This window comes from Marinilactibacillus sp. XAAS-LB27, assembly GCF_036039175.1.
Lineage (GTDB): Bacteria > Bacillota > Bacilli > Lactobacillales > Carnobacteriaceae_A > Marinilactibacillus.
This window is the reverse complement of sequence record NZ_JAYXKP010000003.1, coordinates 127036-141013: the sequence shown is the minus strand read 5'-3', so window position 1 is coordinate 141013 and position 13978 is coordinate 127036. Positions and strand designations below refer to the sequence as shown.

15 protein-coding genes are annotated in these 13978 nt (G+C 38.5%); 9 read left to right on the top strand and 6 right to left on the bottom strand.

What is annotated here, in order from left to right:
- Positions 1 to 57: 57 nt before the first annotated feature.
- From VXN63_RS05590 to VXN63_RS05580, 3 genes are all read right to left on the bottom strand, one after another.
- The gene (locus VXN63_RS05590; protein ID WP_327757008.1) at positions 58 to 225 is read right to left on the bottom strand and encodes a YvrJ family protein; all 168 of its coding nucleotides are present in this window, start codon (positions 223 to 225) and stop codon (positions 58 to 60) included.
- 130 nt (positions 226 to 355) lie between these two features.
- A complete protein-coding gene (gene thiD, locus VXN63_RS05585) occupies positions 356 to 1180 on the bottom strand; it encodes a bifunctional hydroxymethylpyrimidine kinase/phosphomethylpyrimidine kinase (protein WP_327757007.1) in 825 nt (274 codons plus the stop codon).
- A 168-nt stretch (positions 1181 to 1348) separates the two neighbouring features.
- Positions 1349 to 2233 carry a Cof-type HAD-IIB family hydrolase gene (locus VXN63_RS05580; RefSeq protein ID WP_327757006.1) on the bottom strand — a complete coding sequence of 295 codons (885 nt, stop codon included), beginning with the start codon at positions 2231 to 2233 and terminating at the stop codon, positions 1349 to 1351.
- 155 nt (positions 2234 to 2388) lie between these two features.
- Between VXN63_RS05580 and VXN63_RS05575 the strand changes: the two genes are divergently transcribed.
- From VXN63_RS05575 to VXN63_RS05540, 8 genes are all read left to right on the top strand, one after another.
- Entirely contained in the window at positions 2389 to 3078 is a 690-nt protein-coding gene (locus tag VXN63_RS05575; RefSeq protein ID WP_327757005.1) for a uracil-DNA glycosylase, read from the top strand.
- Between the two features lie 73 nt (positions 3079 to 3151).
- Positions 3152 to 4132 (top strand): phosphate acetyltransferase, encoded by a 981-nt coding sequence (gene pta, locus VXN63_RS05570; RefSeq protein WP_327757004.1) that lies wholly within the window; start codon positions 3152 to 3154, stop codon positions 4130 to 4132.
- Positions 4133 to 4356: 224 nt separating this feature from the next.
- Complete coding sequence (glpK, locus tag VXN63_RS05565) at positions 4357 to 5877, top strand: glycerol kinase GlpK (RefSeq protein ID WP_327757003.1); 1521 nt, start codon at positions 4357 to 4359, stop codon at positions 5875 to 5877.
- Positions 5878 to 5904: 27 nt separating this feature from the next.
- Positions 5905 to 7566 (top strand): FAD-dependent oxidoreductase, encoded by a 1662-nt coding sequence (locus tag VXN63_RS05560; RefSeq protein WP_327757002.1) that lies wholly within the window; start codon positions 5905 to 5907, stop codon positions 7564 to 7566.
- 205 nt (positions 7567 to 7771) lie between these two features.
- Entirely contained in the window at positions 7772 to 8500 is a 729-nt protein-coding gene (locus VXN63_RS05555) for an MIP/aquaporin family protein (RefSeq protein WP_442915298.1), read from the top strand.
- Positions 8501 to 8673: 173 nt separating this feature from the next.
- On the top strand, positions 8674 to 9900 hold the full coding sequence (locus VXN63_RS05550; RefSeq protein ID WP_327756999.1) for a dicarboxylate/amino acid:cation symporter: 1227 nt from the start codon (positions 8674 to 8676) through the stop codon (positions 9898 to 9900).
- 150 nt (positions 9901 to 10050) lie between these two features.
- Positions 10051 to 10470 (top strand): acyl-CoA thioesterase, encoded by a 420-nt coding sequence (locus tag VXN63_RS05545; protein WP_327756998.1) that lies wholly within the window; start codon positions 10051 to 10053, stop codon positions 10468 to 10470.
- Positions 10471 to 10487: 17 nt separating this feature from the next.
- Positions 10488 to 11084: an AAA family ATPase gene (locus tag VXN63_RS05540; RefSeq protein ID WP_327756997.1), complete on the top strand. Its 597-nt coding sequence runs from the start codon at positions 10488 to 10490 to the stop codon at positions 11082 to 11084.
- Between the two features lie 33 nt (positions 11085 to 11117).
- Here the strand turns inward: VXN63_RS05540 and VXN63_RS05535 are convergent, their stop codons facing one another.
- From VXN63_RS05535 to dhaK, 3 genes are read right to left on the bottom strand one after another with little or no spacing between them, the layout of a single operon-like run.
- Positions 11118 to 11492 carry a dihydroxyacetone kinase gene (locus VXN63_RS05535; protein WP_327756996.1) on the bottom strand — a complete coding sequence of 125 codons (375 nt, stop codon included), beginning with the start codon at positions 11490 to 11492 and terminating at the stop codon, positions 11118 to 11120.
- Positions 11485 to 12072, bottom strand: coding sequence for a dihydroxyacetone kinase subunit DhaL (dhaL, locus tag VXN63_RS05530; protein WP_327756995.1), 588 nt, complete (start codon positions 12070 to 12072; stop codon positions 11485 to 11487). Before dhaL ends, VXN63_RS05535 begins: the two co-directional genes overlap by 8 nt.
- Before the next feature lie 27 nt (positions 12073 to 12099).
- A complete protein-coding gene (gene dhaK / locus VXN63_RS05525) occupies positions 12100 to 13092 on the bottom strand; it encodes a dihydroxyacetone kinase subunit DhaK (protein ID WP_327757167.1) in 993 nt (330 codons plus the stop codon).
- A 160-nt stretch (positions 13093 to 13252) separates the two neighbouring features.
- Here dhaK and VXN63_RS05520 point away from each other — a divergent pair, with 160 nt between their 5' ends.
- On the top strand, positions 13253 to 13951 hold the full coding sequence (locus VXN63_RS05520) for an NAD(P)H-dependent oxidoreductase (RefSeq protein ID WP_327756994.1): 699 nt from the start codon (positions 13253 to 13255) through the stop codon (positions 13949 to 13951).
- Positions 13952 to 13978 lie beyond the last annotated feature (27 nt).

Genomic DNA, 13978 nt, shown 5'->3' with positions numbered 1-13978 from the left:
AGATAAACCTTTCTTTACAAAAAAAGCCACAATCTTATGATTGTGACTTTTACAAGTTTAATGGTTCTTTTGAGTGAGTACAGCCGTTAGTTGATTAACAGCTTGCACGACCGCATTCAGTTTCGCTTCCATACGGTGCAGTAGAAATAATGAGATGAAAATTGGGAATCCAACATTTTCGATCATTTCTATGATCGTAATGAAGATATCTGCCCTTGGTTCCATTGATTCGTCCTTTCCGCTATCCCTTAACTATAATAACGTTTTGAAAGAATAATCTGTTACCTTCGATTGTTTTTTGAATAAAAAACAGCGACGCTTTCCTAAGAAAGAGTCGCTAAAATTTATTAGGATATTAAATTCCTTTTTGCTGATCAAGTCTGTATCCACTGTGGAAAACAGAACCAACAAATTGATTGTATTCGAATCCATTTTTGATTGCAGCAGTTACAAAGTCTTTGGCTTTAAGAACAGCCTCTTTAGGCTCAAGACCTTGTGCAAGACCTGAAGTGATGGCTGCAGCAAATGTACAGCCTGCACCGTGATTGGTCGCTTTTTCTATTTTATCTGCTTCTAATATTAAAAAGTCAGAGCCATCATAGAAGATGTCGATCGCTTTGTCACCATCTAGTGCTTTTCCGCCTTTAACGACGACATATTGAGCGCCTTTTTGATGGATCAGTTCAGCGGCTTTTTTCATATCATCTAATGTTTTAAGCGTGCCTAAACCAGATAGCTGACCAGCTTCAAATAAATTAGGTGTAACAATTGTTGCAAGTGGTACGAGCAAATCTCTTAAGGCTTCTGCATTTTCTGGATTCAGAACTTCTGTTTCTCCTTTGCAGACCATAACTGGATCAACGACTAAATTTTCAAGTTTCTTTTCTTTGATGGTTTCGGCAATAACTTTGATAACAGGGACATTTGGAAGCATACCTGTTTTTAAAGCGTCTATTTTGGGTCCGGCTGTTGCAGTAACCAGTTGAGTTCTGACGATTTCAGCATCAATAGGTGTTACGCCATGGCTCCAGTTATTTTCAGGATCCATTGTAGCAATAACGGTTAAAGCAGCAATACCATACGTTCCGTATTCTGCAAAAGTTTTTAAATCGGCACCAATACCAGCACCGCCGCTAGCATCGTTACCTGCGATCGTTAGTGTAATCTTAGGTTGAGTCAATTTGGTTTCCTCCAGTAAACAGATAAGATTAAAACTCTTTATTCTTTTCATTTTATCATATGTCACAAAAAAAGAAACCATTAAGCGAATAATCGGAAACAGAGATTTCAAATTAAACTTAGAAAAAAAGCTTACAAAACAAAGAAACTGTTCGGTAAGCTTTATACATTATTCTTTATAGATTTTTCCACTTAAAACTCTTGATATTGCTTCTGCGACACCATTTTGAGAGTTGTTAGATGTAGAATAATGAGCAGATTCTTTGGCTTCCGATACCGCGTTTTCAACGGCAGTACCATACTTAGCCCATTCCAGCATAGATAAATCATTGATATTGTCTCCAATTGTCATGACCTCGTCAGCTTTGATGCCTAGCTTTTTAGCGTATTTTGCAACGGCAATTCCTTTTTGAGCAGACTCGTGGTTGATTTCAATATTCTTTTTGCTAGAAGCCGTAATGGCTAATTTTGGAACTTCATTCATTAATTGTTCTTTAAGAGGCTTAAGTATAGATGCGCCTTCTTCTGTATGAGCAGATAGTTTTAAAATAATAATACTATCATCTTCTAAAAGGGCATCAAAACTTTTCACAAATTTTACGTTATTTTCTTCGGCGTGACTAATCGCGTTTTGCATTGCTTCTTCATAAGAAATATCAGGATTTAAATCAGCTAGCATAGAAGCAATTGTATCTAACCTTTTTTCTTGATTATTAGAGTAAATGCCTTCGTTTGTCATCAATTCTTCGTGAAGATCCGGATACTGTGCCAGTATGTTTCTGATTTTCTTAACAGTACTTTTTTCAAGACCTTTGTTGTATAGATTGTGACCGTCTACATCAAAAAGCTGAGCGCCATTCAAGGCGATGATCGGACATTCGATATCGTGAGCTTTCAAAGGATGAGCAGCCATCGGGTAGTCTCGACCAGTAGCGATAACGAAGTGAATGCCTTGCGATTGTGCACGTTTAATAGCTTGAGCATTTGACAGTGAAACATCCATATGGTCGTTTAATAAAGTCCCGTCCATATCTGAAGCAATCAGTTTAATCATAATAGTTTTCCTCCAATAATAGATTCCTCTCTAAGTCTAACAGATTGGTGTAAAAAATAAATAGATTTACAGTGTTTACTTAGAAAAGATCCTGTAAGGTTTGTTACAATCAATGTAGAGAATTTATGATATTCTAGTAAAAAGGAGTGGTTCTATTGCCTATACCGGTAAAGAATGACTGGAAACCCATTTTAGAAAAAGTAGAGAAAACAGAAACCTACCAGCAACTTAGAGAATTTCTAGTTGAAGAGTACAACACAGAAACGATTTATCCAAAAAAAGAAGCCATCTGGCAAGCCTTTGAATGGACGCCTTATCACGAAGTTAAAGCAGTCATTCTTGGGCAAGATCCTTACCACGGTGCGCATCAAGCGCATGGACTAGCCTTTTCTGTTCAGCCTCAAGTCAAGTTACCACCGTCTTTGAGGAATATTTATAAGGAGTTACAGAGTGATCTAGGCATTGAGCCAGTGACGCATGGGTATCTTGAAAGTTGGGCCAAGCAAGGTGTCCTACTTTTGAATACAGTTTTAACCGTTCGAGCAAAAGAAGCACATTCTCACAAAAATAAAGGATGGGAATTGCTGACAGACGAAGTCATCAAATCTTTAAATGAAAGAGAAGAGCCAATCGTCTTTATCTTATGGGGATCGCCAGCGCAGAAAAAAAGAACGCTGATCGATGAAAGTAAGCACCATGTGTTAACAGCTGTGCACCCAAGCCCATTAGCTGCATACAGAGGATTCTTCGGGTCGAAGCCTTTTTCGAAAACCAACGAACTTCTGATAGAGAGCGGGCAAGCACCAATAGACTGGAAACTTCCAGAGAACCCTACGATGGAATAAGACTTTTCTGTAATAAAATGAGAATAAGTGTTATGATAAAGAGCGTAAAAACAAACCTTGGAGGGAATTAGAAGTGGAATTATTTGAAAGTTTGAAAGAGAAGATTCAAGGAAAAGAATTGAAGATCGTCTTTCCAGAAGCGAATGACGAACGTATCTTAGGCGCAGCGGTTCGCTTACAGGCAGAAAAGATTTTGAACCCGGTCTTATTAGGAAACAAGGAAGAAGTAGCGAAATCAGCTAAAGATCACGGATTTGATTTAGGCACAATCGAAATTGTCGATCCTCAAAATTATGAAAAATACGATGAAATGGTTGCTGCGTTCGTCGAACGTCGTAAAGGTAAAGCAACAGAAGAACAAGCACGTGAGCAGTTAAGAAATGTAAACTATTTTGGAACAATGCTTGTCTATATGGATTTAGCAGATGGTCTTGTTAGTGGAGCGATTCATTCAACAGGAGACACTGTTCGTCCTGCTCTTCAAATTATCAAAACACGTCCTGGTGTGAGCCGTACTTCTGGTGCGTTCATTATGTTACGTGGTAGAGAACAAGAAAAATACTTGTTTGCAGATTGCGCGATCAATCCGAATCCAGATGAGCAAGTACTTGCTGAAATCGCAGTTGAAAGTGCTCGTACAGCTAAGATGTTCGGTATCGAACCAAAAGTTGCAATGTTAAGCTTTTCTTCTAAAGGTTCAGCTAATGCACCTGAAGTAGAAAAAGTTCAAAGAGCAACGAAACTTGCACAAGAAATGGCACCTGAATTTGAAATCGACGGTGAATTACAATTTGATTCTGCATTCGTACCAGCAGTAGCACAACAAAAAGCGCCTGGTTCTAATGTTGCTGGAGCAGCGACTGTATTTGTCTTCCCGGAACTACAATCAGGAAATATTGGTTATAAAATGGCACAACGTTTAGGTGGGTTTGAAGCCGTTGGACCGATTTTACAAGGTTTGAACAAACCGGTTTCCGATTTATCTCGTGGATGTGTTGAAGAAGATGTCTATAAGACAGCCATCATCACTGCCAACCAATCTATTATGGGTTAATTAAAAAATATGATGAAATAAGCATATGAAATCTTCTTCCTTTACTATTTTGTAGTAAAAGGAAGAAGATTTTTTTGTATCAGTTAATCAATATTATTAAAGTTTAAGTGAATGATTGCACTTATCATTAATAAGTGCTCCCGTTAGAATCTTTAAATCATGAATGTTATAATATATTTGGTGAGAGTAAGCCTTTTCAATAAAACGCAGAGGAGAATGCAAATATGGCTAAGTATATTTTATCAATTGATCAGGGAACGACAAGTACACGAGCGATTATCTTTGACGAAAAAGGAGACCCAACATGGAGTTCTCAAAAAGAAATTGAGCAGTATTTTCCAGAACCGGGTTGGGTAGAGCATGATGCAAATGAAATCTGGCTAAAAACCTTACAAGTTATTGCGAATGTCATGATTGAATCGGGTCTTGAACCGGAAGATCTGGACAGTATCGGAATTACAAATCAGCGCGAAACAACCGTTGTATGGGATAAAGAAACTGGAAGACCTATCTATCATGCTGTTGTGTGGCAGTCCAAGCAAACTTCTGGAATCGCCGATCAACTGATTAACGATGGTCATAAAGAAAGCATCCATAAGAAGACCGGTTTAATCATCGACTCTTACTTCTCTGCAACTAAAGTTAAATGGATACTCGATAAAGTAGAAGGATCAAGAGAACGTGCTGAAAATGGTGAACTTTTATTTGGGACAATCGATACTTGGTTATTATGGAAATTAACAGGTGGAGAAGTTCACGCAACGGATTACTCGAATGCAAGCCGTACGATGTTGTATAATATATATGACTTGGAATGGGATAAAGACATTCTTGAGTTACTAGATATTCCAGAATCTATGCTACCAGAAGTTTTACCTTCATCGGGCATTTTCGGTGAAACAATGGAAGCTGTATTCCACGGTACAAAGGTTCCAGTTGCTGGTATTGCGGGTGACCAACAAGCTGCATTATTCGGCCAGACTGCCTTTGAAAAAGGTATGGTTAAAAACACTTATGGTACCGGAGCCTTTATTATCATGAACACGGGGAAAGAACCGATCCAATCGACCAACGGACTTCTAACGACGTTAGCTTATGGACTAAATGGCGAAGTTTATTATGCCTTAGAAGGTTCAATATTTGTTGCCGGTTCTGCGCTTCAATGGTTGCGTGACGGGATGGATATGTTCAGAGAGTCACCCGAATCAGAGGAAATTGCTAAAAAAGTCGATACGACTGATGGTGTGTATGTTGTGCCTGCCTTTACAGGTCTTGGCGCTCCTTACTGGGATCAAGAGGTTAGAGGTTCTGTGTTTGGATTGACCAGAGGAACAACGAAAAGCCACTTTGTACGGGCAACTCTTGAGTCACTTGCGTATCAAACCAGAGATGTTGTGGATGCGATGAATGAAGATGCAGGTCTGAAAACAGAAACCATGCGGGTTGATGGTGGTGCTAGTATGAACGATTTCTTGATGCAATTTCAGTCAGATATTTCAGATGTGAAAATTGAACGTTCTAAAGTCATGGAAACAACGGCTTTAGGTGCTGCTTACCTTGCTGGTCTTGCAACTGGATTCTTTAAAGATCAGGAAGAAATTAAGGCGAAATGGGAAAAAGCTAGTTCATTTGAACCTAAGATGGATGAAGAAAAAAGAGAAGATTTATATGCAGGTTGGCAAGCTGCCGTAACAGCAGCGCAATCATTTAAATTTAAACCGAAACGTGTCAACAGAGAAGAGTAACTTATACTAGAAAGGGCTGAGTGCAGTATGACTTTTTCGGCTCAAACGCGAAAAGATAATATTGACAAACTGAAACAAACAAAACTAGATTTATTAATCATCGGTGGAGGCATTACTGGTGCTGGTCTTGCGCTTCAAGCAGGAGCAAGAGAAATGAAAGCTGGTCTAGTTGAAATGCAGGATTTTGCGGCTGGAACATCTAGTCGTTCAACTAAACTAGTTCACGGAGGACTGCGTTACTTAAAGCAGTTCGATGTTGAACTAGTCTCAGACGTAGCGCAAGAACGTGCGGTAATTGGCAAAAATGTTCCTCACGTTGTGCAACCAAGCTATATGCTTATGCCAGTCTATGATGAGCCAGGAGCTTCATTCAACGAATTTTCTGCAGAGGTCGTATTACATTTATACGATTATCTTGCACATGTGGAGGATGAGTGGGCACACTATATGGTCGACAAGGAAGCGGTCATAGAAGAAGAGTCGGGTCTAAGAACTGAAGGGTTGCTCGGTGGAGGTTATTATCTCGATTATACAAACGACGATTCGAGATTAACGACTGAAATCATTAAAAAAGCACATGACTTAGGAACTTTGATCACCAACTACGTTAAAGCTATTGATTTTATCTATGATGATGCAGATAAAATCGTTGGGATTAAAGCTGAAGATATCCTAAGTGGAGAAGTGTTTGACATTCACGCTTCTGTTGTCGTTAATGCGGCTGGTCCATGGTCGGATGAAGTACGTAAGCAATCGAAATTCGATACAAAGAAAAAACTGTTCCCGACAAAAGGTGTTCATTTTGTTGTTGATCATAGTAGACTGCCAGTAGGCCGGACTATTTATGCAGACACGGGAATGGATGACAACCGTATGATGTTCTTTGTTCCTCGTAGTGGGAAAACGTACTTTGGAACAACAGATACACCATTTGAAGGTGAGTATCAAGAGCCTGATATTACTCAAGAAGATATTGATTATCTCTTGGAAGCTGCGAATTATCGTTTTCCAGATGCAAATATTACTCTGGATGATATTGAAGCAAGCTGGGCAGGTTTGAGACCTCTTATTCAAGATGAAGACAATTCAGATCCTTCAGGCATATCAAGGGGACACGATGTCTTTGTTTCGGAAGGTGGACTCGTCACTGTTGCAGGCGGGAAACTTACGGATTATAGAAGAATGGCAAATGATACATTTAAAACGATCGATAAAGAGTTCGAACAGTTAGGTCAATCATTCAAGCAAGTAGATACAGCAGATATTCGTTTATCTGGTGGAGATCTTCCAGATGGCATGTCCTTTAGCGACTATGCAGATCAGCAGACATCAAAAGGGATGGAAATCGGCCTGAAAGAAGACGAAGCAAGAGCTTTAGTAAATTGGTATGGAGCAAACGTAGAAATTGTCTACGGATTGAAAGACCAAGTTACAAATAGCGAGTTACCACTAAAAGATGCACTTCAGTTAGAATATGCAATTCAATACGAAATGACTTTACTACCAGAAGACTTTTTATCACGTCGTACGGAAACATTGTTGTTTGATGTTCCTCGTATAGAAGAATTGAAGCAGCCATTAGTAAATCATTTTGCTGAACAATTCAATTGGACGGATGAAGAAAAACACAAACGTGCTGGAGAAATTGATCAGCGTGTATCAGAAACAACGTTAAGTCAGTTTAGATAAAGTGAGATAACAAGAGTAGGAAGGGAAGAGACAGTCTTTCCTTTCTCACTTATTGTTAAAGTGATTTTTTAAAGTTTCAGAAGCAAAAATACACTTTACTCTATGTATGATTTAGTACATAATATTTAATTGAAATAAGTGTATAAGTTATCTCAAATGAATCAGGCATTTATTCAGATAGATTATATAAAAAATGAGAGGGGAAATGATTTTGGACACAACTTTATGGCAACAATTAATTGGAGAATTTTTAGGAACGATGGTTCTTGTTCTTTTAGGAGACGGTGTTGTAGCGGGGAACGTTTTGAAAAAGACTAAATCTACTGATACAGGTTGGTTACTAATTACACTTGGATGGGGGCTTGCGGTAACAATAGCTGTCTATTCTGTAGGTTGGTTATCACCCGCACACCTTAATCCAGCCGTAACGGTTGGGATGGCAATTACGGGTAATGTAGGATGGGGTGTAGTTGTACCATATATTATTGCTCAAGTAGCCGGTGGTTTTGCTGGAGCAACATTGGTATGGATTCATTACATGCCACACTTTGGAGCTACAGATGATCAAGAAGCAATTTTAGCTGTATTCTCTACAGGTCCTGCTATCCGTCGTAGTGCTTATAACTTGATTTCCGAAGCCATCGCAACAGCTGTTTTGGTTTACGGATTACTTGCCTTTACCCAAGGAGAATTCACAGATGGGTTGAATCCTGTTGTTGTCGGTTTCCTGATCGCTTCAATTGGTATCTCTCTAGGAGGAACGACTGGATATGCAATCAACCCAGCTCGTGACTTAGGACCAAGAATCGCTCACCAGATTCTTCCAATCGAAAACAAGGGAACTTCTGACTGGGGTTATGCATGGATCCCAATCGTTGGACCGTTTATCGGTGGTATTGTTGGAGCCTTGTTGTTTGTACTCGTTACAAGTTAAACCTTAGAATATAAAGTTTGAAGAGCAATGAACCGTGTTCATAACGGATCATTGCTCTTTTTTGTAGGAATATTTTGAAATTACAAAATAAGTGATGTGTTTGAATATAATGTGTAATAAAATAGTTGAAATACTTTTTTATTTAAAAATTCTAATAAAGCGGAGAGTGAGATATGAATATTAAAAAAGTGAACTTAGGCCTTGTTCCTAAGCTACTTCTAGCAATTCTATTAGGTGTTATCGTTGGGCAATTATCTTTTATTCCTACAGTGTTAATGAGAATACCCGTAACCTTTTCTAATTTATTCAGTAGTTTATTAGCATTCATTATTCCATTGATGATTATTGGGTTCATCGTTAAAGGGATATCAGACTTAACAGAGGGCGCGGGGAAATTACTGGGATTAGCTACAGTGATTTCATACGGCTCAACGATTCTTGGGGGACTCGTTGCGTATTTCGTAGCCTCTGCAATTTTCCCACTATTTATAAGCGCTCAAGGCCAAACAGATGTACAAGAAGCAGGAGCTGGATTGACTACGCTTTTTGAAATTCCATTGGAACCGATGTTAGATGTGACAGCTGCGATTGCTTTTTCCTTCATTATGGGTATGAGTATTTCATGGTTAAAATCTCAGAACAAAGGTGAAACCTTGTATCATGTATTCGATGAATTCAATTTAATCATCGTAAAGGTATTGAACACAGCTATTATTCCATTATTACCATTTTTTATCTTCGGAAATTTCGTTAGTCTAAGTTATTCAGGGGAAGTATTTGAAATTCTATCAATCTTTTGGAGAGTTTTCCTAATTGTTATTGTACTTCATTTAACTTTGATTACGCTTTGGTTTACGGTCGCAGGTCTATATCGTAGAAAAAATCCAATAGAGCTTTTGAAAAATCAAATTCCTGGATACTTTACGGCCATCGGAACACAATCTTCTGCAGCTACAATTCCAATTAATTTAGAATGTGCGCGAAAGAATGGTGTATCTAGAAAGATTCGCGAATTCATGATTCCACTTTGCGCAACGATTCATCTACTGGGGAGTATGGTCACAATCGTTTCCTGTGTGTACGCCGTACTGACACTTTACGGTATGCCAGTCAATTTAGGGATGATGACAAGCTTTATCGCGACATTGGGTATCGCTATGGTTGCAGCACCAGGAGCACCGGGGGGCGCAATCATGTCAGCATTACCGTTCTTAACTATCGTGGGAATTGACCCTACAGGAATATTGGGTAATTTGCTGATCACACTTTATCTGACTCAAGACAGCTTTGGAACAGCAGCGAATGTATCTTGTGATAATGCCATCACGCTAGTCGTTGAGAAACTTTACTTTAAGTATATTGCAAAAGAAGAAGCAAGTGAACTTGTCGAAGAAGGATAAGTAAGAGGCGAAAAGCTGGATAACGGATGGAAAAGTCCGCTTATTCAGCTTTTTATCTGAATTGAACGATAGGTTAGAAAAAGAGACTTAACGGACTAGGAAATTGTGCTAAAATAATGAAATACGAATAAGTTCAAAGGAGATAATATTTTGGAAAACTGGCAGCATCGCGTGCAATATTACGAAACGGATCAAATGGGCATCGTACACCACTCTAATTCCATTCGCTGGTTTGAAGAAGCGAGGACTTGGATGCTAGATGAAATGAACTTTCCATATAAAGAAATGGAAGCTAAAGGGATACTGATTCCTGTGTTAGAAGCTTCCGCAAAATATATCAGTATGGTCAAGTTTGGAGAAACGGTTGAAATTTCTACTAAAATGGCACAATTCACTGGAGTCAAAATGTTAATTGATTACGAAATTAGAGATATCGTTACAAAAGAACTCAGAACAACTGGACAGACAAAACATGCTTTCTTAGACAAAGAGACGTATCGACCGATATCACTTAAAAGAAACCACAAGGAATTATATGAGATGTTTCAAAATTCTTTTGAAATTAAATGAGCGAGAGTAGGGATAATATGGATCTGATTCTACTTGTAGGTCCACAAGCTGTTGGTAAGATGACAGTAGGAAAAGCTTTGGAAAATAAAATCGACGCTAAACTATTGTTCAATCACGAAACGTTGGATATATTCGCTAGATTTCTAGGTTATACCAGAGAAACATTCGAGTTATCTGACTGGATGCGTAAGCAACTATTCAAAGCATTTGTAGAAAACGAAGAAACCAATCAGACAAAAGGTATCATTTTTACCGTTGTTGTAGGATTTGACGTAGAAGAAGATTTTGATTTCTTGAGAGAAATAACAGATATGTTCACCAATCAAAACGGACAAGTCTATTTCGTGGAATTAGAAGCAAATATAGAAGAAAGACTGGAAAGAAATAAAACAGACTTTAGACTTCAAGAAAAACCATCTAAAAGAGATCTCGTCTTCTCAGAGAACGAGTTGAAGTCGAGTCTGGAAAAGCATCGATTGAATTCTTTTGATGGGGAAATAGAAGCGCAATTAAAACATGTCCATTATCTGAAGATCGACAATTCAACTCTATCTCCAGAAGTTGTAGCAAGAAATATACAACAATGGATATCAAATAAAAAAGCACAAAAATAAGCCATCCGAACTTTTGGATGGCTTATTTTCTAGTTATTCTTTAATTTTTAATTCGTCAAGTTGTGCAACAATTGCATCTTCTCCAACATCAGCTTGAATCAATGAAGCAGCTGTGTAGGCACTTTCGATGAAGGCTGTATCAAATAGCCTGACTTCTTTATCAGATGATTCCATAGCCATTTCAAGATTCATCTTGGCGCTGCCTAAATCGTAGAATGCCCAAACTTTATCTTCTTCAAATGAATCCATCGCTTCTTGAATACGAGCGTAGTCTGTTCCGACTTCTCCATCATTTCCACCGACTGCTTTAATGGTCACACCTTTAGCGACTTGATCCAGTAATGTGGTTAAACCAGTTGCAATTTCATTGACGTGTGAAACGACTAACATACCAATTTCTTTACCCATTTACAACACCCGCTTCCAATAGAGTTTCGAATAGATAAGCACTAGATTGAGCGCCTGCGTCTATATGACCAATAGAGCGATCACCGAGATAAGAAGCTCTACCTTTAGTAGCTTTCATATCTTTTGTTTTCTGTAGACTATCTTGGATCACTTCTGAAGTTAAAGCGTCTCCTTTTATGGCATCAAGAACGGGTACCCATTCATCGATCATTGTTTTTTCACCAGGTTCAGCTTTACCACGTTTTTGGATTCCTTCAAGACCTGCTTCAATAAGTTCTGCTAAGTCGTCAGAATCTTTTGCAACTTTTGCCATAGAGATAAAGGCAGATCCATATAATGGTCCTGAAGCTCCACCAACTTTACTGACTAATGTCATTCCAACGTCTTTGAAAAAATCAGATAAGTTATCATACTCAGATCCGTCAATTTTTTCTTTTACAGCAGTAACCCCACGGACCATATTACTACCGTGATCACCGTCACCAATATCAGAATCTAGCTTATTCAGCGTTTCTTTATTTTCTGTTACTTTGTCTGCAAATAATTCTATCCATTTTTTTAGTGTAGTTACTTCAACCATATTTTTCTTCCTTTCTTGTGTTTGATCTTACCAACCGATAACATTTACGGGTGCATCTAAATAGTCTACCCACTTAGGATCTTCTAATTTCAATACTGTTAAAGAAACACCTTCCATATCGATTGCTGTCATGTAGTCTCCAACCTTACGAAACTCTAAGTTCAGACTTTCTTGATCAACTAGTAATTGTTTCACATCATTCATAAATACAAATTGTTCCATTAATGGTGTCGCGCCCATACCGTTCACTAAAACAGCATATGAATCTCCAGGAGACCAGTCGCACGTCTTTTTGAGTTGCGTCACTAATTCTTTTGCTAAATCTTTAGAAGGTTGCAATTTTTCACGACGATAACCTGGTTCTCCGTGTATACCGATACCAAATTCAATTTCGTCAGCCGCTAGTTCAAAACCAGGGTTTCCGACTTCTGGATTTGTAGCTGGATTTAATGCCAGTCCAATTGAAGCAATATTTGGAACGACTTTGTCAGCTAGCTCTTTGATTTCTTTTAAAGACATCCCTTGTTCAGCGGCAGCTCCTAAAATTTTATGCACAAGAACCGTTCCGGCTACACCACGTTTACCAGCTGTGAAGGTACTATCTTCTACTGCGATATCGTCATCTACAACAATTGATTCTACTTCAATGTCTTCTAACTCAGCCAAATCTTTCGCCATGTCGAAGTTCATAACGTCACCAGTATAGTTTTTAATAACTAAAAAGACGCCTTCGCCTTCGTCAGCGGCTTTAATACCTTCTAATACTTGGTCTGGTGTAGGAGATGTAAAGACTTGTCCAGCCACTGCTGAAGACAGCATTCCTTGTCCTACAAAACCAGCATGTGCAGGTTCGTGACCGCTACCGCCACCACTGACGAGACCAACCTTACCACTTTTTTCATGTTTCCGATGGACGACCATCGTTTCTGGAATCCGCTCTACAATTGAATCATACGCAAAGACTAAACCATTTAGCATTTCGTCTACTATCTGATCTGGATTATTGATGATTTTCTTCATTGTCATTTTTTACTTCCTCCTTCTTCATGATCATTTTCATTGTAATTCATTTATACTATAAGTTCTAATAATAAGGTGTTATAAAAATGAATTTGTTATACTATTAATGGAAAGATTATCAAATAAAAGAGAGTGATCAACTATTTAAAGGAGCATATAAGTGAAAACATTAGTCATTATTTCACATCCAGAATTAGATGAATCGAGTAGTCAACAGTTTCTGGTCCAATCATTTCCAGAGTCAGAAAATGTTACCTTACATCATCTAGAAAAAACCTATCCAGAAGGCAAAATTGATAAAAAAAGAGAACAAGCCTTGCTAAAAGCACATGACAGAATCTTATTTCAATTCCCATTTTACTGGTATTCTTCACCGCCGCTGCTGAAACACTGGCAAGATGAAGTATTAGAAGAACACTTTGCATTTGGTCATAGAGGTCATCATTTAAAAGGGAAAGAATTTGGCTTAGTACTGGTTATTGGGGTAGGAGAAAAAGAATATCAGACAGGTGGCCAGGAAGGCTTCAGCATCAGTGAATTGACTAAGCCTTATCAAGCCGTTGCTAAAAAAACAGGCATGAATTACTTGAAGCCGCTGGAGATTTTTCAATTTCCCTATATGACAGAAGACGAAAAAATGAAACTCTTGATCAGGTATCAGCAGTGGTTGACGATTGACCGACCAGATTCTTTGCGGTCACGAGAAGAATGGATGATTCAGGAACTGGAAGCCATTGATCATCAACTGCTTAACTCTGCTGACAGTGCTTTTGTAGTCGAGAAAGCCATTGAATTATTAGAAGATAATCGAATGGAATTAGATGAGCTTGCGATGCATATCGATCAGACACATCAGTGAAAAAATGAGAAAACGTAAAGGAGACTC